This window comes from Acinetobacter lwoffii (assembly GCF_024129115.1).
GTDB classification, from domain to species: domain Bacteria; phylum Pseudomonadota; class Gammaproteobacteria; order Pseudomonadales; family Moraxellaceae; genus Acinetobacter; species Acinetobacter lwoffii_T.
On the sequence record NZ_JAMXXO010000001.1, the window covers coordinates 254,695 to 278,501 of the forward strand.

General features: G+C 43.1%; 23 protein-coding genes. 13 read left to right on the forward strand and 10 right to left on the reverse strand.

Translation table 11 applies throughout. From position 1 onward, the window contains the following. Positions 1-672 precede the first annotated feature (672 nt). From NI470_RS01260 to NI470_RS01270, 3 genes are all read left to right on the forward strand, one after another. Complete coding sequence (locus NI470_RS01260; RefSeq protein WP_004645563.1) at positions 673-1,995, forward strand: NCS2 family permease; 1,323 nt, start codon at positions 673-675, stop codon at positions 1,993-1,995. A 76-nt stretch (positions 1,996-2,071) separates the two neighbouring features. Further along, a complete protein-coding gene (locus NI470_RS01265) occupies positions 2,072-3,073 on the forward strand; it encodes an adenosine deaminase (protein WP_004645562.1) in 1,002 nt (333 codons plus the stop codon). Between the two features lie 45 nt (positions 3,074-3,118). Continuing rightward, a complete protein-coding gene (locus NI470_RS01270) occupies positions 3,119-3,472 on the forward strand; it encodes a hypothetical protein (RefSeq protein ID WP_004645560.1) in 354 nt (117 codons plus the stop codon). Between the two features lie 43 nt (positions 3,473-3,515). Here NI470_RS01270 and NI470_RS01275 read toward each other — a convergent pair whose 3' ends face one another. Further along, a complete protein-coding gene (locus tag NI470_RS01275) occupies positions 3,516-4,079 on the reverse strand; it encodes a cytochrome b (protein ID WP_026055720.1) in 564 nt (187 codons plus the stop codon). Between the two features lie 217 nt (positions 4,080-4,296). Here NI470_RS01275 and NI470_RS01280 point away from each other — a divergent pair, with 217 nt between their 5' ends. Both NI470_RS01280 and rnhB read left to right on the forward strand, forming a co-directional pair. After that, positions 4,297-4,668, forward strand: coding sequence for a hypothetical protein (locus NI470_RS01280; protein WP_004278974.1), 372 nt, complete (start codon positions 4,297-4,299; stop codon positions 4,666-4,668). Positions 4,669-4,727: 59 nt separating this feature from the next. Then, complete coding sequence (gene rnhB / locus NI470_RS01285) at positions 4,728-5,315, forward strand: ribonuclease HII (protein ID WP_004278973.1); 588 nt, start codon at positions 4,728-4,730, stop codon at positions 5,313-5,315. 95 nt (positions 5,316-5,410) lie between these two features. On the opposite strand, the gene csrA is transcribed toward rnhB, so the two are convergent. The 3 genes from csrA to alaS form a co-directional block, all read right to left on the reverse strand. Then, on the reverse strand, positions 5,411-5,665 hold the full coding sequence (gene csrA / locus NI470_RS01290; protein WP_004278972.1) for a carbon storage regulator CsrA: 255 nt from the start codon (positions 5,663-5,665) through the stop codon (positions 5,411-5,413). 250 nt (positions 5,666-5,915) lie between these two features. Then, positions 5,916-7,196 carry an aspartate kinase gene (locus tag NI470_RS01295; protein ID WP_004278971.1) on the reverse strand — a complete coding sequence of 427 codons (1,281 nt, stop codon included), beginning with the start codon at positions 7,194-7,196 and terminating at the stop codon, positions 5,916-5,918. Between the two features lie 64 nt (positions 7,197-7,260). Beyond that, positions 7,261-9,954 (reverse strand): alanine--tRNA ligase, encoded by a 2,694-nt coding sequence (gene alaS, locus NI470_RS01300; RefSeq protein ID WP_171056996.1) that lies wholly within the window; start codon positions 9,952-9,954, stop codon positions 7,261-7,263. A gap of 388 nt (positions 9,955-10,342) precedes the next feature. Here alaS and NI470_RS01305 point away from each other — a divergent pair, with 388 nt between their 5' ends. Further along, the gene (locus NI470_RS01305) at positions 10,343-11,365 is read left to right on the forward strand and encodes a type I glyceraldehyde-3-phosphate dehydrogenase (protein WP_004645557.1); all 1,023 of its coding nucleotides are present in this window, start codon (positions 10,343-10,345) and stop codon (positions 11,363-11,365) included. Positions 11,366-11,557: 192 nt separating this feature from the next. After that, positions 11,558-11,854 (forward strand): hypothetical protein, encoded by a 297-nt coding sequence (locus NI470_RS01310; protein ID WP_004645555.1) that lies wholly within the window; start codon positions 11,558-11,560, stop codon positions 11,852-11,854. 45 nt (positions 11,855-11,899) lie between these two features. On the opposite strand, the gene NI470_RS01315 is transcribed toward NI470_RS01310, so the two are convergent. Together NI470_RS01315 and NI470_RS01320 are read right to left on the reverse strand one after the other, a co-directional pair. Next, on the reverse strand, positions 11,900-12,199 hold the full coding sequence (locus tag NI470_RS01315) for an AzlD family protein (RefSeq protein WP_004645554.1): 300 nt from the start codon (positions 12,197-12,199) through the stop codon (positions 11,900-11,902). Next, positions 12,196-12,945, reverse strand: coding sequence for an AzlC family ABC transporter permease (locus tag NI470_RS01320; protein ID WP_004645553.1), 750 nt, complete (start codon positions 12,943-12,945; stop codon positions 12,196-12,198). The genes NI470_RS01315 and NI470_RS01320 overlap by 4 nt, the downstream gene beginning before the upstream one ends. A 147-nt stretch (positions 12,946-13,092) precedes the next feature. On the opposite strand from NI470_RS01320, the gene NI470_RS01325 reads away from it, so the two are divergent. From NI470_RS01325 to NI470_RS01345, 5 genes are all read left to right on the forward strand, one after another. Beyond that, entirely contained in the window at positions 13,093-13,548 is a 456-nt protein-coding gene (locus NI470_RS01325; RefSeq protein WP_004645552.1) for an Lrp/AsnC family transcriptional regulator, read from the forward strand. Positions 13,549-13,754: 206 nt separating this feature from the next. Continuing rightward, a complete protein-coding gene (locus NI470_RS01330) occupies positions 13,755-14,921 on the forward strand; it encodes an ATP phosphoribosyltransferase regulatory subunit (protein ID WP_004645551.1) in 1,167 nt (388 codons plus the stop codon). Between the two features lie 70 nt (positions 14,922-14,991). After that, the gene (locus tag NI470_RS01335; protein WP_004278963.1) at positions 14,992-16,311 is read left to right on the forward strand and encodes an adenylosuccinate synthase; all 1,320 of its coding nucleotides are present in this window, start codon (positions 14,992-14,994) and stop codon (positions 16,309-16,311) included. 160 nt (positions 16,312-16,471) lie between these two features. After that, positions 16,472-16,780: a hypothetical protein gene (locus NI470_RS01340; protein WP_004645550.1), complete on the forward strand. Its 309-nt coding sequence runs from the start codon at positions 16,472-16,474 to the stop codon at positions 16,778-16,780. A 112-nt stretch (positions 16,781-16,892) separates the two neighbouring features. Further along, on the forward strand, positions 16,893-17,666 hold the full coding sequence (locus tag NI470_RS01345) for a M48 family metallopeptidase (protein ID WP_004645549.1): 774 nt from the start codon (positions 16,893-16,895) through the stop codon (positions 17,664-17,666). 166 nt (positions 17,667-17,832) lie between these two features. Here NI470_RS01345 and slyD read toward each other — a convergent pair whose 3' ends face one another. From slyD to NI470_RS01360, 3 genes are all read right to left on the reverse strand, one after another. After that, entirely contained in the window at positions 17,833-18,315 is a 483-nt protein-coding gene (slyD, locus tag NI470_RS01350) for a peptidylprolyl isomerase (RefSeq protein WP_004278960.1), read from the reverse strand. 136 nt (positions 18,316-18,451) lie between these two features. Then, on the reverse strand, positions 18,452-19,738 hold the full coding sequence (locus tag NI470_RS01355; protein WP_004645547.1) for an NAD(P)/FAD-dependent oxidoreductase: 1,287 nt from the start codon (positions 19,736-19,738) through the stop codon (positions 18,452-18,454). A gap of 241 nt (positions 19,739-19,979) precedes the next feature. Next, positions 19,980-21,293, reverse strand: a complete 1,314-nt coding sequence (locus NI470_RS01360) for a D-alanyl-D-alanine carboxypeptidase PBP6B (protein WP_004645546.1) — start codon at positions 21,291-21,293, stop codon at positions 19,980-19,982. 175 nt (positions 21,294-21,468) lie between these two features. Between NI470_RS01360 and NI470_RS01365 the strand changes: the two genes are divergently transcribed. Then, positions 21,469-23,172: a M61 family metallopeptidase gene (locus NI470_RS01365; protein WP_004645545.1), complete on the forward strand. Its 1,704-nt coding sequence runs from the start codon at positions 21,469-21,471 to the stop codon at positions 23,170-23,172. A gap of 77 nt (positions 23,173-23,249) precedes the next feature. Here NI470_RS01365 and paaI read toward each other — a convergent pair whose 3' ends face one another. Next, positions 23,250-23,642: a hydroxyphenylacetyl-CoA thioesterase PaaI gene (gene paaI / locus NI470_RS01370; RefSeq protein ID WP_004645544.1), complete on the reverse strand. Its 393-nt coding sequence runs from the start codon at positions 23,640-23,642 to the stop codon at positions 23,250-23,252. Positions 23,643-23,807 lie beyond the last annotated feature (165 nt).

A 23,807-nucleotide genomic window follows, 5' to 3' on the forward strand; every position in this document is an offset into this window, starting at 1 on the left:
AACTATGTCACAAGTTTGTTAGGTTTTTTGTTAGCATAATTGCATAGTGTTACAAAGCAGCATAATAAAAATGAAAATATATGCTATCCCTGTTTTTGCCTTAATGATCAGTTTATTAGGATTTTGTGTCCATAAACAGTCCGAAATCAGAAAATATGAAAAGATCCGTCATGTCTTGAACGATGGACGTGATTCAAGCAAATTGCTGGAATCCAATCGGCATCGACATTAAGCAGGCTAGACAACCTTCTTTCGTTGATTGGGCTAAAATGATAAAATTAAATCAATAATAAATATAATAAATTTTTTTCAATATTCATCTGGAATATATTAATTTCTAATAAAGTGTAAAATCAAATAAGCAATAATAAATCAATGTGTTATAATTTGCCAACGATCAGGATGAAGCAGAATCCATCTTGTTAAGCATTTGATTTAAATCGTAAAATAAAGCTGCATAAAGGTTATGCAGCTTTTTTGTTTAGATTTTTTTTTGGGTTTTTATAGCATAGCCCTGGGGCTGTAAGCTGTTCCAACATTTTAACCCGTCAAATGGCTATGCTGGCATATTCGTTGCTAACACATCCTTAAAATTGATGAATTTTTTTTATAAAATTTCATTTATTTGACGGCTTGCTTAAAGCATTAAGTTTACTCAATAGGGGCTAGGTCATGACGACTCCTAATCCATCTTCAGAAAGTATGCTTGAACGTCTGTTTAAACTGAGTGAAAACAAAACCAGTTTCCGTACAGAAGTTCTTGCCGGTGTAACTACATTCTTAACGATGTGTTACATCATTATTGTCAATCCGATGATTTTGTCCGAAACGGGGATGGATCATGGGGCTGTCTTTGTAGCAACCTGTCTTGCAGCCGCGATTGGCTGTTTAGTCATGGGCTTGATTGCAAATTATCCAATTGCACTTGCACCAGGCATGGGCTTGAATGCCTTTTTTACCTATTCCGTATGTTTGGGAATGGGTGTGCCTTGGCAAACAGCACTTGGGGCTGTGTTTATCTCGGGTCTTGTGTTTATTGCGATCAGCATGTTCAAAATCCGTGAAGCCATTGTAAATGCGATTCCAATGTCGCTGAAACTGGCCATCGGTGGTGGTATTGGCTTATTCCTTGCGCTGATTGCTTTGAAAAATGCCGGCCTGATTGTGGATAATCCCGCTACATTGGTAGGTTTGGGTGATTTAAAACAACCATCGGTTTTACTTGCATTATTTGGTTTCCTTCTGGTTGTTGTGATGCATCACTTTAAAGTGCGTGGTGCGATCATCATCAGTATTTTGGTGTTAACCGGTATTTCAGCAGCATTGGGTCTGAGTGAATTTAAAGGTGTGGTTGGCGCAGTGCCATCGATTGCACCTACATTTATGCAAATGAGCTTTGAAGGTCTGTTCACTGCCAGTTTAATTGGCGTGATTTTTGTCTTCTTTCTGGTTGATCTGTTTGACTCAACCGGTACGCTCGTAGGTGTTTCACACCGTGCAGGCTTGTTGAAAGATGGCAAACTGCCGCGTTTGAAAAAAGCACTTTTTGCTGACTCTTCTGCAATTGTTGCAGGTGCAGCTTTAGGTACCTCATCGACTACACCATACATTGAATCTTCTGCAGGCGTAGCAGCCGGTGGCCGTACAGGTCTAACTGCTGTCGTAGTCGGTATCCTGTTTGTTGCCTGTTTGTTCCTGGCACCATTGGCACAGTCTGTACCAAGCTTTGCAACAGCGCCAGCGCTGTTATTTGTCGGTGTCTTAATGATTCAAGGTATCGTGCATATTGACTGGGAAGATATTACAGAAGCAGTCCCTGCATTTTTAACCATTGTATTTATGCCATTTACCTATTCGATTGCGGATGGTATTGCGATGGGCTTCATTAGCTATGCACTGATCAAATTGTTAACCGGTAAGGCATCAACTGTACCGTATATGGTCTGGATTATTGCAGTACTATGGACGCTTAAATTCGCACTATTTGGCGGCTAATTTTTCTAGATTTGGAAAGGGTGTAAACTCAGTTTGCACCCTTTTTTTATTATTTTAGGTTTCATGAGGAGAAGCGATGAACCGTCTTGAGTTGATTCGAGCTTTGCCAAAAGCTGAGCTTCATGTTCATATTGAGGGCACTTTTGAGCCTGAGCTAATGTTTGCGATCGCTCAGCGTAATAAAATTGCCATCCCGTATAAATCTGTTGAAGAAGTTAAACAGGCGTATAACTTTCATAATCTTCAGTCGTTCCTGGATATTTATTATGCTGGTGCAGCTGTATTGATTCATGAACAGGATTTTTATGATCTGGCTTGGGCGTATTTTGAAAAATGTGCTGAAGACCGGGTCGTGCATACTGAAATGTTCTTTGATCCACAAACCCATACCGACCGTGGCGTTGCTTTTTCAACCGTGATCAACGGCTTGCAAAAAGCCTGTGATGATGCCAAAGCTAAACTTGGCATCAGTTCACATCTGATTATGTGTTTCTTGCGTCATTTAAGTGAAGAGGCTGCTTTTGCAACACTGGAACAGGCCTTACCTTATAAAGACCAGATTATTGCGGTCGGTCTGGACTCAAGTGAAGTAGGGCATCCACCTTCAAAGTTTGAGCGTGTCTTTGCTAAAGCACGTGAAGCAGGTTTCTTGGTTGTAGCGCATGCAGGTGAGGAAGGCCCGGCAGCTTATGTCTGGGAAGCTTTAGATTTGCTGAAAGTGAATCGTATCGATCATGGTGTACGCTCTGAAGAAGATCTGGCGTTAATGCAGCGCCTGATTGCAGAGAAGATGCCACTGACGGTTTGTCCATTGTCAAACCTGAAACTCTGCGTCGTGGATGATATGCAGCAGCATAATATCCGTCGCCTCTTGCAACAAGGCGTGCACGTTACAGTCAATTCAGATGATCCATCTTATTTTGGTGGTTATATGAATGACAATTTTATTGCCATTGCTGAAGCACTGGATTTAAGCAATGAGGAACTCAAGCAGTTGGCCATTAACTCATTTGAAGCCTCTTTTATTACCGATACTGAAAAAGAGCAATGGATCAACCAGATCCGTGCCCTGGTTTAAGTTTTTAAATAAAAGGCAGGGTTCGCTCTGCCTTTGTTTTTATAGATGGATATGAAATTGAAAAATATAATTCTGCTCATCAGTAGCGTGTTGATATCTGCTTGCTCAAATGCGGATATGACTTTGACACAGCGTACTTTAAAACCCGTGATTGAATACCAATGTGCAAAAGAATTGAAAGCATCTAAATTCTGGACTGCCTCGACCTATTTTATGCAGGACAAAAATAAAGCTGAACTTGAACAGAATGTCTGTTCATGTGTAGGTGAGCATGCACTCAAGGATATTCCGGCAAGCACTTTACTGAAAGCGACTCTGGATGAAGAAGTAAAGTCAAAACTCACGCAACAGGCTATTGCAAACAGTCTGAAAGGCTGCATGACCGAGTTCTTAAAATAAAATCAGTTTTGCAATGAAAGCTGATTGAGTGTGGTTTTGCAGATTATTTTTTAGAAGATTTGGATTGTCGGGTCATGCTGTTGAGTACATGATCTTTATCGATAAAATGATGTTTCAGTGCTGCGAAAATATGTCCAACTAAAAGTAAGCCAACTGCCCAGGAAAGCCAGATATGTAGGGGTTTTACGATCGCGGTTACAGCCGGATTTTCTGCAATCAGTGCCGGCAGGTTAAATAAATATAGCACTGGTGCTGGATAGCCCAGACTCCAGCTATATAAACAGCCGGTGACAGGTAGAGCAATCAGCATAAAATACAAAGCCAGATGACCTGCATGTGCCAAAGTTTTCATCCGGGGTGACATAGTGTCCGGTAGTTCAGGGGCAGGATGGGTATAACGCCAGAAAATTCGCACAACCAACAGGAAAATAATGGTGGTGGCGATATTTTTATGCAGGGTGATGACATCGCCTTTAAAGCTGCCATCGACCTCATAACTTAAAAAATTCCCACTATAAAAACCAATCAGCCAGGCCGCAATAAAGATAACTGCCATGATCCAGTGCAACCATTGTGCCGTGCGCGTGTAATATTGTACTTTTTCCATGTGATTTTCGATTGCCCTCAAAGATGGATGCACCTTAGCAAAGGGCGAATCAGCCCAGCAATTCCAAATCTGCAACGCTATGGTGGCTTTCATGCAACATCCATTGAAATGGCTGGGTGCAGATTAAACATTCAGGATGATTTATAGATTTCTTATTCAGGTGAATTTCGGCACAATAGCGTCACGCTTCATATATGAATAAACAAGGAACAGATCTGTGAAAAAATTATTGGCTGCACTTGCTCCGCTTACTTTGGTTTTATCTGCTTGTGCAACAACAGGCAGCCCTGAAACGCAAACCACGACTCAACAGCTGGGTGGGGCTGCGCTTAAAATCGCGATCAATGCAAAATGTACGACTGAGCTGAATAATATTCCAGCATGGCAAACAGCTACACGTCTAATGACTACGACCCAAAAGCAGAATATCCAGACTGAAATTTGTGGCTGTGTCAGTGAAAAAGCACCCCAAAGCGTAACAGCGGTAGATTTGGCGACTGCAGCGATTGACCCGGCAGCACGTGCGACGATTGTCGGCAATGTGGTTGCAAAAACCATTAACGCTTGTGTAGCTGAAGCTGTAAACTAAGCCAAGATTAAATTGAAATAGGCTGACTGGTTCAGCCTATTTTTTATGGAAAAATAGACATGAAGATTGCGGGTGTAGATGAAGCAGGGCGTGGGCCATTAGTGGGTTCGGTGGTCGCTGCGGCAGTTATTTTGGATCCGAACAACCCGATTGAGGGTTTAAATGATTCTAAAAAACTCACTGAAAAGAAGCGTGAAAAACTTTTTATCGAGATTCAGGAAAAAGCGCTGGCATGGGCCATTGCTGAGGCTTCTGCGGCAGAGATTGATGAACATAATATTTTGCAAGCTTCTTTGCTGGCCATGCGCCGTGCTGTAGAAGCTTTGCCAGTTCAGCCTGAGCATGTATTGGTCGATGGCAACAAGATTCCACAGGGCCTTGCTATGAGCTGTGATGCCGTGGTGGGTGGTGATGCACTGCATGCTGAAATTTCAGCAGCCAGTATTCTGGCGAAAGTAACCCGTGATCATCAGATGATCGAGATGGACCAGAAGCATCCGCAATTTGGCTTTGCCAAGCACAAGGGTTATCCGACCAAGGCACATTTTGAAGCGATTGCCTTACATGGCGTGATTGATGAGCATCGTCGCAGTTTTGGGCCGGTAAAAAAGGTGATTGCAGCATTACAGCAGGGTGCAGAACTTTAAGTTTTATTTTAAATTATCTAAGTATTTAATATTTTTGTATAAAATTTAGACAAATTTAAAGCGGCTCAAAAGCCGCTTTATTCTTCGCACAAACATTAACGGTTAAAGTTATTTTGTGTCTGGCTATCGTCTTCATAAGAAGGTTGGTAATCTTGATCGATATGTTGAAGATGTTCATGCATTGCACGTTCATGCTGGATACGCTGGTAAATCTCTTCACGGTGCACAGAGACTTCTTTCGGAGCATTTACCCCGATACGAACCTGGTTACCTTTTACACCAAGCACAGTCACACTGACTTGATCACCAATCATTAAAGTTTCCCCGACGCGTCGAGTCAGAATCAGCATGTTTTTCTCCTTGCAAAATGCAAAACCTGCAATCTATTGAATATAAAACAAAAAGCACAACCAAAAATTACAAAATAAGATCTGGATAGAAATTCTGTCATCTGGGTGAAAGATTTTAATCTATCTCAGCTGGTTAAAAATCCTCAGGCTTAATATAACAGAGCCACTATAAAAAAAACTATAGTGGCTCTGCATTTTTGTAGACTTTTATAAAATACTGTCAAACAATGACAATATTCTGTCTTAACGCTTAAGCACGTGCGCTAGATTCGCCTTGTTCACGGTCTAAACCGAATGCGGTATGCAATGAACGAACCGCAAGTTCAAGATAATTTTCTTCAATGATCACAGAAATCTTGATTTCAGACGTCGAGATCATCAGGATGTTGATGCCTTCGTCTGCCAAAGCTGTGAACATTTTGCTTGCCACGCCGGCATGTGAACGCATGCCTACACCTACAATTGATACTTTTACGATATCTGAACGGGTCGCAACTTCACGCGCACCAATTTCTTGAGCAGTTGCTTCAAGAATGGCTTTGGCTTTATTTAATTCGCCACGGTTCACAGTAAAAGTGAAATCAGTTGTACCATCTTCTTCAACGTTCTGGATAATCATATCCACTTCAACATTGGCATCACCAATCGGGCACAAAATTTTAGAAGCAATACCCGGTTCGTCAGGCACACCTAAAATAGTTAATTTTGCTTCGTCACGGTTAAATGCGATACCGGAGATAATTGGCTGTTCCATGTTGTCTTCCAATTCAGTCGTAATAAGTGTACCAACGTTTTGCTTAAACTCTTCGTCGAATGCGCCATCGTTGTCATTGTCGAAGCTTGATAATACGCGTAAAGGCACCTGGTATTTACCAGCAAATTCAACTGAACGAATTTGCAGGACTTTAGAACCGAGTGACGCCATCTCAAGCATTTCTTCAAATGAAATACGATCAACTTTTTTTGCTTTTGGTGCAACACGTGGATCGGTGGTATATACACCGTCAACGTCGGTATAAATCTGGCATTCATCTGCTTTGAGTGCGGCAGCAATTGCAACACCTGAAGTATCAGAACCGCCACGCCCTAAAGTGGTGGTATTGCCATGTTCATCAAAACCCTGGAAACCGGCAACGACAAGTACGCGGCCTGCATCCAGATTTGAGTTCAGGACTTCAGTATCAATGGATTCGATACGTGCCTTATTGAATGAGCTGTCGGTTTTCATGCCAACCTGGCGACCTGTTAGTGATTTTGCTTCAACTCCAATTGAGTTCAGCGCCATTGCTAACATAGAAATCGTAACCTGTTCACCCGTAGATACCATTTGGTCTAGTTCACGTGGGTCAGGGGTTTCGGTAATGGCCTTCGCTAAAGCAAGCAGACGATTGGTTTCGCCACTCATTGCTGATACCACTACCACTACCTTGTGGCCGTGGTCATGCCAGCGCTTTACACGACGAGCAACATTTAAAATGCGCTCGGGAGTACCCATAGAGGTACCGCCATATTTTTGAACGATTAATGCCATAGTTGTTCCATATAAGCCATGACCCTGATGTACCTATCAGGGTCAGTTACACAAAATTGAAGTTTTATTTTGCTGCAAGCCAGGCAGTTAAATCTGCCATCACTGGAGCAAACTTCTCGTTAAGTGGCGCGCCACCTTGTGCCAAGTCAGGTTTACCACCACCTTTACCACCTAGCTCATTCGCTAAATGTTTGATGATGTCACCTGCTTTAATAGAAGCAGTAAAGTCTTTTGCCACAGATGCGATCAAGCTCACCTTGTCACCCTCTACACCTGCCAGAACAATCACTGCATTTTCTAATTTTGATTTCACACCGTCGTGCAGGTTGCGAAGTGCTTTCGCATCCATGTTTTCAACAGTTGTAATCAAGGTTGCACGACCTGCAATGCTTTGAACTTGGCTTAGAAGTTCACCGGCTTGCAGGCTAGCAAGTTTTTGATTGAGTTGTTCGATCTGTTTCTGCAAGCTCGATGCAGTATCAACCAACGCTTCAACTTTTTCTAAAGTCTGGTCTTTTTGTGCTTTGAGCAAACCGTTAATCGTATTGATATCGCGATCGGCTTTTTGCGCAACTTCAACTGCTTTAGTGCCTGTTACTGCTTCAATACGACGTACACCGGCTGCCACACCACCTTCAGAGGTGATTTTGAACAGACCGATATCACCGGTACGTTTTACGTGAATACCACCGCAAAGTTCGATTGAGAAGTTTTTCTCTTCAATCACTGAACCCATAGACAGTACACGTACTTCGTCACCGTATTTCTCGCCAAACAGCATCATCGCGCCTTTAGCTTTCGCAGACTCGATATCCAGAAGTTCAGTAGACACCGCAGTATTGGCAATCACTTCAGCATTGACCAAACGTTCAATTTCTTGCAGCTGTTCAAAGCTTACAGGCTGGTCGTTGGCAAAGTCAAAACGTAACACGTCAGATGCAACCAATGAACCTTTTTGCTGTACATGTGAACCTAAAATTTGACGTAATGCAGCATGTAGCAGGTGAGTCGCAGAGTGGTTACGTGCCGTTGCTGCACGAATGTCTGCTTTAACCGTTGCTTCTACATTTTGAGTAACTTTCAAGTTACCCATAGTCACGATACCTTGGTGTACAAATGCACCACCAGATTTCTTGGTATCTTGAACTTCGAAAATACCAGTATCGTTTTTGAAGAGTCCTGTATCACCGATTTGACCACCGCTTTCTGCGTAGAAAGGTGTTTGGTTAAGTACGATCAGTGCTTCGTCGCCTTCAACCACTTCGTCAACTTGCTCGCCATCTTTGTAGATTGCGATGATTTGACCTTGACCCGCAGTTGCATCGTAACCTTCAAACTGAGTTTCACCTTCGACTTTCACAACAGAATTATAGTCGATTGCGAATTTGCCTGCATCACGTGCGCGTTGACGCTGTGCAGCCATTTCAGTTTCGAAACCAGCTTCATCAATGGTTAAGTCACGTTCACGTGCGATGTCAGCAGTCAAGTCAGTCGGGAAACCGTAAGTATCGTAAAGTTTAAATACTACTTCGCCCGGAATTACAGAACCTTTTAACTGCGCCAATTCGCCTTCAAGCAATTTCAGACCTTGCTCAAGTGTTTTAGCAAATTGCTCTTCTTCTTTCAGAAGTTGCGCTTCGATACGTGCCTGGTTGGCTGCAAGTTCAGGATATGCTGCACCCATCACTTCAATCAGTGGCTTCAACATTTTGTGGAAGAACGAACCAGTCGCACCTAGTTTGTTACCGTGACGTACTGCACGACGAATGATACGACGCAATACATAGCCACGACCTTCGTTCGATGGGTTTACGCCATCAGCAATCAGGAAGCAGCATGAACGTGCATGGTCAGCAACAACTTTAAGTGAAGCAGGGTATTCAACTGGTTTGTTTTCTGCTTGTGCTTTTGCTTCAAGTTCAGACGTATCTAAACCAATAATTTCAGCAGCAGCTTTTAGCAAGTGCTGGAACAGGTCGATTTCGTAGTTTGAGTTAACGTGCTGAAGAACAGCTGAAATACGCTCCAAGCCCATACCTGTATCCACAGAAGGTGCTGGAAGAGGGTGTAATACGCCATCCGCAGTACGGTTGAACTGCATGAAAACGTTGTTCCAGATTTCAATGAAACGGTCGCCATCTTCTTCAGGAGAACCCGGTAAGCCACCCCAGATATGATCGCCATGGTCAAAGAAGATTTCAGAACATGGACCACAAGGACCGGTGTCACCCATTGCCCAGAAGTTATCTGATGCGTATTGACCGCCTTTGTTGTCACCAATACGAATAATGCGCGAAGCGTCTAGACCGATTTCTTTGTTCCAGATGTCAAAGGCTTCATCATCGGTGTGGTAAACGGTTGCATAGAGTTTATCTTTAGGAAGACCAAGCCATTCTTCGTTAGTCAAAAAGTCCCAGGCAAATTTGATCGCATCACGTTTGAAGTAATCACCAAAGGAGAAGTTACCCAACATTTCAAAGAAAGTGTGGTGACGTGCTGTATAACCTACATTGTCCAAGTCGTTGTGCTTACCACCTGCGCGCACGCATTTTTGTGATGACACTGCACGTACATAATCGCGTTTTTCTAGACCTAAGAAGCAATCTTTAAACTGGTTCATACCAGCATTGGTGAACAGCAAAGTTGGGTCATTGGCAGGTACTAGAGAACTCGACGCGACACGTGTATGCCCTTGCGATTCAAAGTAACGCAAAAATGCTTCACGAATTTCAGCTGATGTCATAAAACGAGTACTCACAACCAAGTCACTCCATAATTTCCGATTTGGCTAAAACACCACAGTCTGACAAGCATACAAGAGCTCTGCTGCAATGCGGGGCTTAAAAATTTAAAACGCCAAATTATAACGGAAAAAGCAGTAGGCACCAATCATTTTAAAACCAATTGCGAAGGATTTATTTACTCAGGTTTTTCGCTGAATAATTAAATTGAATTTTCCCACAGTAGAATTCGTGGATATCCATCACATTAAAAATAACTGGAATTTTAAATGACCCAGATACAGACGGATGGATCAGAAATAAAATAATCGAAAATCAGTATTTTCTCTGAAGTTTTTTAATGTACGGCGCCAGAAATCCTTTAACATAGAAGAGTTTTAAAATAGGCATATAAAAGGTCGAGTCATGCAACGAGTGGCAATCAATGGATTTGGGCGTATTGGACGGAATGTACTGCGCGCATGGTTTGAAAATCCGAAAGATTTTAATTTTGAAATCGTTGCCATTAACGATATTGCCGATGTTGAAACCCTGATCCATCTATTTAAATATGACTCGACCCATGGCCGTTTTCCGGGGCAGGTGGATCTCAGCTATGATGCTGAACATATCTATATGCATATCAGCTATCAAGATACTGCATTAAAAGTACAGGTTTTGTGTGAGTCGCATCCGGCTAAGTTGCCTTGGCAAAACTTGACGGTAGATGTAGTGCTTGAATGTACTGGGCTATTCCGTTCTCGTGAAGCCGCGACCCAGCATATTGGCGCAGGGGCGAAACGTGTGATTATCGGCGCAGCACCTTTTGATACGGTCGATGCCGCAATTGTCTATGGTGTCAATCATCATGAAGTCAAAGCATCGGACCAGATCATTTCCAGTGTTTCTTGTACTACGCAGGCTTTGGTGCCACTGGTCAAAATTATTGATGATGCATTTGGCATCAGTAGCGCCCTGATGACCGAAATCCATGCTGTTACGGCGGATCAGTCGGTACTGGATCATGCACATCGTGATTTGCGACGTGCACGTGCCTCGGGCCATAACATCATTCCGACCACTTCGAGCGCACTCGGTGCCTTAAAGCGTGTCATGCCAAAAATGGAAGATCGTATTGATGGTTATTCAATTCGGGTGCCAACCATTAATGTGGCCGCGATTGATTTGACGTTTGTCTCCCAGTCACCGATCACCGATCACAAGCTGAATGAAGTGCTGATCAAGGCTGCCCAGCAGGATTTTGCGGAAATCATGGCCGTGACGGATGAGCCTTTGGTATCGAGCGATTTTAATCATTCCCCATATTCATTGATTGTGGATTTGACCCAGACTCTGGTGGTCGGGCATCAAGCTAAAGTCTTTGCCTGGTACGATAACGAGTGGGGCTATGCCAACCGTCTGCTGGATTTATGTGAATCATTTCATTAAGTTCGGGTCATCTAAACCTCAAAAGCACCAAGATACGATGCTTTTTTCTTGCCTGTAAATATTCTACAAGCCATGTTTTAAGAGAATTTGCTGGTAATTGATCGAAAATCAGGAATTGAGGCTGAATTATTTACGTTATCCGCAGCATTTTTCGTTAAGATAAAGACAATAAAATGAAATAAGAGCAAGCACATGATGGTGGTTTGGGGATTTATTATACTGCTGACTTTGGCGGTGATTTTTCTGATCTGGCTGCAGTTTAATCAGAATGATGAACCACGTAGCGTGGAAGGCGTGCCAGTCGAAGAAAAAATTGTGCATCTGGAAGAGAATTTAAAAAAGACCCTGGAAATCATGCAGGATCTAGCCAAAAAAATGCATGTGCAGCAGGAAGTACTGGATCAGACCACAGCCAAACTTCAGCAGGTTGAATTACAAAATGCCGAGCTGGTCAGTTTACTCACCAAAGTGGTTGATCCACAAAAATAGACAAAACCCCTTTAGAGATACATTTAAAGGGGTTTTGTTTAAGTATTAGACGCTTAAAATTCTTAAAACTGCGGCAGAAACCATACTGATGGCGACGGTCGGTAATAATCCAAAACGTGTAGCAGCGAACAGCGTTAAAGCCAAGGCGATCAGGTCTGCAGGATGGTCGCGTACAAAATAGGGTGCAATCACTGAAATCAGCACGCAGCCGGGGACTACTTCCAGAATTTTTCGCTGGCGCTGTGTTAGTGTTTTATTTTTTAACAAGACATAGCCCAAGATCCGGGTTAAATAAGTGGTCGCAGCAATCAGAATAATGGCCACCAAGGTGCTCATCTGGATCATGTTTGATCCTCTTGAATCAGGAAAAATGCCGAAGCGATTCCAGACAAGGCGCCAATCGGCACATACCAGCCCGCAGGTAAATATAAATAAGCCAAAGCCGCACAGACTAAACTGACCAGCCATGGCCGGGCAGCCTCAAAACCTTTCCACATACTTCTTAGTAACACCAGAAATACAGCAGGAAAGGCCATATCAAAACCAAAACGGTTGATGTCGCCTAATACAGGTCCAAGCATGGCCCCGAGTGTGGTAAATCCGACCCACATCAAGTACAGGCAAAAACACAGGCCGGCATAATAAGGCATGCTAAACGCAGCACGATAACCCAGTTGCGCCTGTTTCCTTTGTGCATCAGCCAGACCGAGTGCCCAGCTTTCATCGACCATAAAAAACAGCGCCGGAAAAACTTTACGATTCGGAAGATGCTTTAAATACGGCACCAAACTGGCGCCCATCAACAGATGCCGGCTATTTACCAGAAAGGTAATGAACATCAGCATGAGTAAATTTGGTGGACTGCTCCAGACTTCCAGAATGGCAAATTCAGAACCGCCGGCAAAGTTTAATCCTGTCAGTAAAGGCACTTCGAGCAAGCTGAAATTCTTCTGTACTGCCGTCGCACCCAACACCAGCGCAAAGGGGATAATCCCTAAAAGCATGGGAATAGAATCTTTCATGCCACGTTGAAATTCACTGAAATCGGTAGGGGCAACTATTGCTGCGGTGCTTTGTCTGAACAAAAGCATGGAAATGACCTGGGTACTGCAAAACTAAACCATATTTTATGGCGATATTCAGGCTATTTGCTGTTGTAGTGAAAGAGGTTTGAGTTTTATTTGAAATTAAATTGCGCTAAATTAAGTTTAAGAGGTTTTAAATGCCAAAGCATAGATATGGATCAAATAGATAAACGCATTCTGCATGAGCTGCAAAAGAATGGAAAACTGCAAAATAATGAACTGGCTCAACTGATTGGCTTGTCGCCATCACCCTGTTTAAGACGGGTAAAACAGCTGGAAGATGATGGTGTGATTGAGCAATATGTCGCGCTGCTGAATCCGCAAAAGGTCAATTTGGCGATGAGTGTCTTTGCACGCGTCTGGCTCAAGTCTCAAGAAGCTGCCGTGGTCGACCAATTTGTCGAAGCGATCAAGGAAATGCCAGAAGTCGTCGAGTGCCAGCTAATGGCGGGCGATTGTGATTTCTTTTTAAGAATTGTAGTGGCTGATCTGGATGCCTATCGTAAATTTCAGATTCATCATTTAACCCAAATTCCCTGCATTCAAAGTGTAAAAACTGAAATTCCATTGCAAACGGTCAAAAGTACCACTGCATTGCCTTTGGTTTAATGCCGGATTTTTTCATGCTATTTGTTTTAAATGTGCATTAAAATGCTGATAGTTGACACAATTGTTGTTGATTTCATCAGGTAGCGAAAATTATAAAATTTGCGATGCACAGCCAAAACTATCGTGCTAGACTAGGAGAAATCGGGTGTGCTCCCGATTTTTTTATGCGGATTCGTTCCGCGCTGACAAGAATTTAGGTTTACAACATGCCCATTTCAGAGACATGGTTATTACCTGATGGTGTAGCTGATGTATTACCAGAACAAGCGCAAGTTATTGAAAGTCTGCGCCGTAAATCACTGGATTTCCTTGCATCTCGAGGTTATCAGCTGGTGTACACGCCATTCATTGAATACATCGAATCTCTATCTTCTCTCTCAGAATCGAATCAAGATTTAGACTTAGCCACTTTTAAAGTAATCGATCAGCTTTCTGGTCGTTTGCTTGGTGTGCGTGCCGATATGACACCACAAGTGGCTCGTATTGATGCGCATGTACATCCAGTGGAAGGTGTAGCACGTTACTGCTATGCAGGAACCGTTCTGCATACCAAGCCTCGCGGTTTTAACACTTCGCGTGCGCCACTACAGTTAGGTGCGGAGCTATTTGGTTCAGACAGCATCGATGCCGATGTAGAAATGGTCGACTTGATGATCAGTCTGATTCAGGAAACAGGTCTGGCAGATGGTATTCATCTGGACTTAGGTCATGTCGGTTTATTCCGCAGTCTGGTGGCTCAAGCAGGCTTGAACAAAGTCGCTGAACAGCAATTATCTGATTTATACCAACGCAAGGCTTTGCCAGAATTAGAAGAATTCACGGCAGACCTGAAATTTGGTCAGGATTTTTATGCCCTTGGACGCTATGCCAGCGACCTGGATGCATTGCAAGCGCATTTAAGTGCTGAAGTGTTGGCGAATCCAGCATTTACGCAGGCTTTTAATGTTTTGCAAACCACCAAAGATGAAGTTCAAACCCGTTGGCCAAACTTGAGTATTGGTATTGATGTGGTTGAATTACGTTCATACCATTATCATACTGGCCTGATGTATGCAGTCTATGCACCGAACCGTGCAGCTGCACTGGCACAAGGTGGCCGTTATGATGGCATTGGTGAGCATTTTGGCCGCGCGCGTCCGGCAACCGGTTTCTCTTGTGACTTATATGCTTTAAGCGCAGGTCAGTTTGATGCGGTACAGGTCGTGGTTGCACCTAAAGGCACTGATGCAGAACTTCTGAATGCAATTCAGAACATTCGCGCACAAGGCTTAAGTGTAATTCAGTTACTGGGTAATGATGATTTAAACTCGATTCCATATGCAACGCACCTGCTGGTGAATGCGAATGGTGAGTGGACAGTCAAAACGATTTAACTGCTTGGCTCAGTGTTCATGTCGCTGAGCGGGGCTTTCAACTTTAACAGCATGATGTAATGAGGCTATTATGGGCAAGAATGTTGTGGTACTTGGTACCCAATGGGGCGACGAAGGTAAAGGTAAAATCGTCGACCTGCTCACAGATCAAGCGGCAGCGGTAGTTCGTTATCAAGGCGGACATAACGCAGGTCACACTCTTGTGGTTGGTGGTAAGAAAACTGTCTTACACCTCATTCCATCAGGTATTTTACGTGAAAACGTATTGTGCTTAATTGGTAACGGTGTTGTTCTTTCTCCTGAAGCGCTCATCAAAGAGATGGACATTCTTGAAAAAGAAGGCGTTCCTGTTAAAGAACGTTTACGCATTTCTCCAAACTGTCCATTGATTCTTCCGAACCACATCGCACTTGATCAGGCGCGTGAGAAAAAACGTGGTAATGCGAAGATTGGTACGACAGGTCGTGGTATCGGTCCTGCATACGAAGACAAAGTAGCACGTCGCGCAGTACGTGTTGCTGACCTAGTACGTGGTGGTGAACATCTTACTGCTCAGTTAACTGAACTTCTGGACTACCATAACTTCCAGCTGACTGAATACTACGGTGTTGAAGCAGTTAAACTGGAAGATGTGCTGGCACTTTGCGACGAATGGCGTAAAGTTGTTGCGCCACTGGTTGTGGATGTGACCACTGAATTGCATAACTACCGTAAAAACGGTGACAATATCATGTTCGAAGGCGCGCAAGGTTCACTTCTTGACGTTGACCACGGTACATATCCGTATGTAACGTCTTCGAATACAACTGCTGGTGGCGTAAGCTCTGGTTCAGGTCTGGGTCCTTTGCACCTTGACTATGTACTGGGTATTACTAAAGCGTACACCACGCGTGTAGGTGCAGGTCCATTCCCAACTGAGTTGGTGTATGACGCTGCAAATGACACAGGTGATGCGATTGGTAAACACCTCGGTACGATTGGTAATGAATTTGGTGCCTCTACTGGCCGTCAACGTCGTTGTGGCTGGTTCGATGCTGAAATCCTACGCCGTTCAGTTGACGTAAACTCACTTTCTGGTATTTGCCTGACTAAACTTGACGTTCTTGACGGTTTAGAAGAAGTGAAAATCTGTGTGGGTTATGAAGCCGCAGATTCTGGTTGTGTTGGTTCTTCTGATGCGCTTGCATTCGAAACTTTAAAACCGATTTACGAAACTATGCCAGGCTGGTCTGAGTCAACTTTCGGTGCGAAATCACTGGATCAGTTGCCAGAAGCTGCATTGAACTATGTAAAACGTCTTGAGCAATTGATTGAATGTCCGATCGACATCATTTCAACAGGTCCAGACCGTGAAGAAACCATTGTTCTTCGCCACCCGTTTGATGCTTAATCTTCATTTGATTAAAGCTTGAATGATAAAAACCCATCTCCGGATGGGTTTTTTTATATCCTGAATTTATGCAGGTATTTCAAGACTAAAGTTGCATCGGTAATACCACGTGATGTGTTTTAACATAGCGGTATATAAAGAAAGAAAAATGAGCAGCAGGATGCAAAAAAATATATCGGCAACCATGTTTTATTCATTGTTATTTGCGATGGGCGGGGCACCAACAATGGCCATGATGATTATTCGTGCGCAAACTCAAAATCCCGAAGTGATTTATGCGGCGCTGATTGGTCTGAGTGTCATAATCGCCTGTATATTAGTGCCTATTATTTTATTGCAAAATGCTTTTTTATATTTCAAACGTAAAGACGAAATGCTTGAACAGAAAATCAAACCACTCAGCCAGGTTTACCTGGGCTTAAATCTCATCTGTTTGATTTATTGGTTGGCGATACAGTATTTGGCTTAAAAATTACATAATTTATAAGAAGATGAATGAATTAAGCGTTTAGCTGCTGGGCGCTTTCACTTATAATTTTTACAATGTAAATTGCCCTTGAGCCAAGGTGGAGTAAATTATAATGAAGAATAAACTTTTATTGAGTATGGCGGCTGCTACAGTCGTCACATTATCAGGTTGTACCACCATTGCCGATATGGCAGGGGCAGATACTGCGACCTTAAATGCATCTGCGAGCCAAAGCTATAATGCCATGGTCAATGATGCGAAAAACAAAGGTCAACTGGATACCAGTTCAGCGACCTATAAGCGGATTAATAATGTATTTAACCGTTTGAAACCGGTTGCTAACCAGATGAATCAAACTGGTACGGCATTCCAGTGGCAATTGGCTGTGCTCAAATCTGACCAGGTCAACGCCTTTGTTGCCCCGGGTGGTAAAGTCGTATTCTATACTGGTATCGTGAATAAACTGAATCTGACTGATGCTGAAATTGCAGCGATTATGGGTCATGAAATGGTGCATGCCTTAGAAGAGCATTCTAAGCAGAAAATCGGTGCTCAGGCCCTGACTGATCTGGCTTTAGGTATTGGCTTGAATGCAGCAGGTGTGGGTCAAGGTGGCGCTGCAGCCGCACAATTGGGTAGTCAGATCGGTATTGGCTTGCCATACTCGCGTAATTTGGAAAGCCGTGCTGACCAAGGCGGTTTAATGCTGATGGCGCGCGCAGGTTATAACCCGAATGCAGCCATTACCCTGTGGGAAAAAATGAACAAACTTGGTGGCGGCAGTGGTGCAACCTTCCTGTCTACGCATCCATCGAATAGTCAGCGTATTGGGCAAATGCGTCAACAATTGCCAGCAGCGATGCAGATTTATAACCAAAAAAAATAATCCACTGATCATCCTGTAAAAGGAGATCTTGATCGGATTGGAAAGGCAGGGCAATGGCTCTGCTTTTTTTATAGCTAATTGGGTGGTTAATATTCTACGGGCTATTTTCAGGCAATAAAAAAGGCAAAGTCAGACTTTGCCTTTTTTCACTCAAGATCAGAAGATCTTAGTGCTGGTGACCGCCTACACCGTGTACGTGACCGTGATCTAATTCTTCTTGAGAAGCTTCACGAACAGATACGATTTCAACTTCGAAAGTCAGGTCTTGACCAGCAAGTGGGAAGTTAGCATCCACCACAACATTGTCGCCTTCAACTGCTTTAACAGTTACGATTTGCACGCCGTCATCAGTTTGAGCTTGGAACTGCATGCCTGCCTGAATGTTGTCTACGCCTTGGAACATTTGCGCAGGAACTTCTTGAACTAGGTCAGGGTTGTATTCCCCATAACCTTCAGCAGCAGGAACGTTTACAGTGAATTTTTCACCTACAGTTTTGCCTTCTAACGCATTTTCTAAACCTGGGATGATGTTACCTGCACCGTGCAAATAGGCAAGTGGTTCACCTTGAGATTGGTCGAGAGTTTCACCCTCTGCGTTAGTCAATGTGTAGTGGAAAGAAACCACGAGGTTATTTGCAATAGCAGTCATGTTAATTGATCCATTCAATTTTTTAAGGGTACATCATAAAGTGAAATTGCATTTTTGTAGACTAAAATTAGCAAAAAAACGCAATTTGACAATTTTGTTGACGATTTTTTCATTGATTGGGCCAAATTCTGGAATTTCAATGCAATTTCAGCTTTGGAGAAATTTTTCGTGTAACAAAATCTTTTGCGGTGAGAATGCCAGCATGCGCATAACCATGAATGGTCGCCTGATGAATTCGATATAAAGAAACATACATCGATTTGGCAACAAAGCCTTGCACATTGACCTGACCGAGCAACTCGCCGACGGCTTTATTCTGGCTTAAGGAAATCAGTGAACCTTTGTCAGAAAATTTAAACATCGGTAAATAACTTTCTTCATTAACACGTGCTTTCAAGGCATTGGCCAGGAAATTGGCCTGTTGGCTAGCCACTTGTGCGCGTGGACCCAAGACCGGTTCATCTGCAGCAGGCTGGCAGTGAGCACAATCACCAAAAGCAAAAATGTCTGGATCAGATTTGGTTTGCAGGGTGGAGAAGACTTTCAAGCGGTGAATATTGTCCTTTTCCATATCTTGCAGTTGTGCCAAGACTTCAGGTGCTTTGATACCTGCGGCCCAGACTTTAATCTCGGCATCCAGACTTGAGCCATCTGCAAAATAAATTTTGTCTTCATCTACCTTGGCCACACGATGACTGGTAAGGACTTCAATACCGAATTTTTCCAGCTGTTGCATGGTATGTTCAGCAACTTTCGGCGAGAGCGCAGTCAAAATACGATCCGCCGCTTCAATTAAGGTAATTTTGACTTTATTTGGATCGACCTTGTTTAAGCCATATTTAAAGAAATTGTGTTTGGCCTCCACCAACTCGGCAGCCAATTCTACTCCAGTCGCACCGGCGCCAATAATCGCGATATTCAGTTCACGGCTCGAAGCTTCATGTTGAGCATTCAAATAGAGATGCAACAGATCCTGCTGAAAGATATCAGCTTGTGGACGGCTGTCGAGAAAATGACAGAACTGTTTGACGCCTTCGGTATTAAAGTCATTCGAGGTAGAACCCAAGGCCAGTACCAGGGTGTCATAGTCGATGCGCTGGTTCTTCTTGGCTTGGGCTTTTTTGGAGAAATATTCTGTTTCTACCACAATCTGTTTCGCTTCACGATCCAGACCGGTAAATGTCCCCAAGACAAATTCATAATGATGTGCGGCTGAATGGGCAAAATAATTAGTTTCTTCTTCATGTGGATTTAAGGTGCCTGCGGCAACTTCATGCAGCAGCGGTTTCCAGATATGCGTCAGTTTTTGATCGACTAAAACAATCTGCGCTTTGCCGCTTTTACCCAAGCTCTCACCCAGCTGAGTTGCCAGTTCCAGACCACCGGCACCACCACCCACAATCACGATTTTATGTGCTGTCATATATGATTAACCTGTTTATTTTTTTAATAAAAATAAGAGAAATAGAGAGAAAATATACTATGGCATGGGCCAGATCGCGTCTTGGTTAAAATTGTTATACACATTACAAAACGTAGCAATTCTGTGAGGGCAGGTAAGTTTCCCTGTCTTGGGGAGTGATGCAGGGAGAAAAGAAAATCTGCCAGAAGATCAGCGAGTAGATCTTCTAGCTTAAAGAAAAGTAACTTGAGATGTAGGGCTATTATCTATCTAAAGGATAAAGCTTTACGCTTGGCGTATTGTCTGAAAACAAACTAAATAAGCCTTGTAGCCAGCTAAAGAATTTCTGAAACAGATTGGCTTCTTCAATTTCGACATGATCTTCAATTTGAATGGTGCGAATCAACTGATTATTCTGATAAACCTGAATGGTGGCCAAAGGCATCATGGTCGCCAAAGGTGCAATGAGTTCAGATGCTTTCACTTCAACATTGATATGAGTTTGCGTTTCCTGTAAAGGCTCGATACTTTTTAAAACGCCATCACCTGTATTCAGCATGACACGCTGTTGGGTTTGATCAAACTGGTTCAGGTCAATACTGTAGCCCTGATCATATAAAGAAGTGGTAATGATCTGCGGTTGCTTGGTTTGCACCTTAAACATTTTTAAGGTGGATTTGATCACAGGCAATTCAGCCAGTAGCTGTTGATCTTTGATCGCTACTTCATTGCGGGTATAGGTATAGGCCAGATTCATCAGCTTATGTGATACTTCAGCGCGTTTTGCGGCACTTTTAGTACCCAGCACCACCACAATCAGACGGCGATTTGGCATTTCAAAATCTGCTGTGACACGATTGGCCGTCAGCGCCAGATTGTAGCCTGCCGCACGGGTAAAACCGGTTTTTAAACCATCTACGGTTGGATCGACCTGAAGCACACGGTTGGTCGCACGATGGAAATGCTGGTTATAGGTAAAGCTTGGCTGCTTGGAATAATACAGATAATCCGGGGTTTCATTCACCACTGCCATAGACAGTCTGGCCAAATCGGCGGCAGTCGAATAATGCTCAGGCATGGTAATACCGGCCGGATTCTGGAAGTTGGTATGCTGCATGCCCAGCGCTTTGGCTTCCTGATTCATGCGTTCAACAAACTGCGGAATACCACCCGAAATTTTCTCAGCCAGCGTGACTGCAGCATCATTGGCAGACATGATAATTAAGCCCGCCAGAAGCTGATCGACTGAAATCTGATCACCTTCTTTCAGGTACATCTGTGACTCATCCCACATCACAGTTTTAACCACAGAGGTCGCGGTTAAAACTTCATTTTTATCTAATTTTCCGGCCTCAATTTCCTTTAAGGCAATATAAGCCACCATCATTTTGGTCAGCGAAGCCGGAGCACGCTGAACATCGGCATTGTGCTCTGCAATGACTTGACCAGACTGTGAATCCAGAATGGTCCAGGCTTCAGCTTCAACGCTTTCAGGCACAATATTGAGTAGGGCAGCATGTGAAAATGCAGAAATAAATAAACTGAAAACCGCAATCAGTGAGATGATGTATTTCAATGGTGTTCCTTGATAACCCGGCGGGTGTTGAACGATTTAATTTTCACGCATGCTATGCCTTTTTTATACAGATAGCTAGTCGTAAATGTAGACAAATAAGACAGCTAAACCATACTGGCTTAAAAAATGCTAAGCTAAGCTATATCTCATTTATTTTAATTTTATATCGTTCATTATGTTGCATTATCAAATTGAATTTGACGATTATCGTCAGCATCTTATTCACGTGACTGTTCGTTTTCTTGCGGACCCGACCCAAGTCCTGTCATTACCGACCTGGATTCCGGGAAGCTATCTGATTCGAGAATTTTCCAAGCACATTGAAGCGGTCAAAGCTTATGATGAGGATGGGCGCCAGTTACAGATCCAGAAATTTGAAAAGAACAAATGGCGTTTGTTCAATACTGATCATGAACTGATTACAGTGGAATATGATGTCTATGCCTATGACCTGTCCGTTCGTGGTGCATATGTGGATCAAAATCGTCTCTACGTGAACCCAGCTTGTGCATGTTTAGGGCTAGAAGGTCAGGAAAATAAAGAAATTGAACTGGAAATCTTCCTGCCAGATGAATTAAAGCATTTTCAGCTGGCAAGCGGCATGAAAGCCAAAAGTCTGGTCAGAGGCCGTTTCACGCTGAAAGCTAAAAACTATGCCGAACTGATTGATGCGCCATTTGAGCTAGCAGAACAAACCCGTTTCAGTTTTGAAGCAAATGGTATTCCGCATGAGTTTGTGGTGTCAGGCAAACACGCGATGAATGCGGCGCGTATGCAGCAGGACATTGAAAAAATCTGTGCTACAGAAATTTCAATGTTTGGTTCGGCGCCGTTTACAGACTATACCTTTATGACCATGGCAACCGGCAATAGCTATGGCGGTCTGGAGCATCCAAATTCTACCAGCCTGATTTCACCACGTGATGACTTGCCGAAAGCTAATGAGCCAGAAGAGCCATCTAAAGATTATCAGCGTTTCTTGGGCTTATGTAGCCATGAATATTTCCATTCATGGTTGGTGAAATTCATTCGCCCTGAAAACTTCGTCAATTATGATTTAAACAGAGAAGGCTATACTTCTTTGTTGTGGATCTTTGAAGGTTTCACCTCGTATTATGACGATTTGATCTTGCTACGCAGCGGCGTGATTAATCAGGAATCATATATTACTTTGTTAAAAGCACAGATTGACCGCTATTTGCAAAATCCGGGACGTGCGATTCAGTCAGTCTCTGAATCCAGTTTTGATGCTTGGGTGAAATTCTATCGTCAGGATGAAAACTCGAATAATGCAGGTACCAGCTATTATAACAAAGGCTGTTTAGTTGCATTGTGCCTGGATTTGGGTCTGCGTTTACGTGGTTCAAGTCTGGATGCCCTGATGCGTCGTTTGTATGAAAACGCTCAGAAGGGTGTTCAGGTACATGAACGGACAATCTTTGAATTATGCAAAGAGCTGACAGGAGATGATTGGTCAGAACAGATTAATCACTTGATCAATACTACAGATGAATTGCCGCTGGATCAACTCTTCCCTGAATTTGGTATGGCTTATAGCCTGAGAAATGAAAAGTCTTTGCCATTCGGTTTAAAACTGGCAGATAAGCCGGAAGGTGTGCTGGTTCAATCTGCGCGTCGTGATGGGGTTGCTGTACTCGCTGGCCTTTCTGCCAATGATGTCATTATTGCAATTGATGGCTTAAAAGCAACGACCAAACTTGTTGAAAGCTATGCAAAACAGCAAGGTACTTTTACAGTGTATGCATTCCGTCGTGATGAGCTGATGACCTTCGAGGTTCAAGCTGCGGGTTCTGAACTGACCGAAGTTGAACTGAAAGTGGAAGATCCGGCTAAAGCCGAGAAATGGCTTAAAGCTTAAATCTACAAGTGTTTGTCATTCAATAAAAACCGGTGCTTCGTCACCGGTTTTTTATTGTATTAAACTTTGAGAAAACATTATTTAATAATCAGTCGTGATGTGCCACGGAATTCCGCTACGATTTGATTATGTTGATTCATTACCTGAATATCATAAATGCCACTACGGCCACTGCTGGCTTTGTGTTCTGCTACAGCAGTCAGTGTGTCGCCAAGCAAGCCCGGTTTTAAATAATGAATACCGCAATGTTGACCGACTGCCGGATGTTCACCGGTATTGCAGGCAATTGCAAAAGCTGCATCTGCCAGTGCGAAAATCACGGCACCGTTACAGGTCTGATGACCTTGTAAATGTTGTTCAGTCACCTTTAATTCGATCTTTGCATAATTGTGATTATAAGAAACCAGATGAGCACCAAGATGCTGAATTAACCGGTCCTGATTAAACATCTGGCTGACTTGCTGATCCATTGCAAAACTCCTTTTTAGATACGTTTTATTTTAAAATATAAATTATATGAATCATAAATAGCATTGGGTAGGCAGAATGACAAGAGGGCAGAGTCAGAAATCTTGTTTGCACACATAAGAAAAAGTAGGTAAAACCAATATTCAGGTATGGGTTTTTTATTGGAT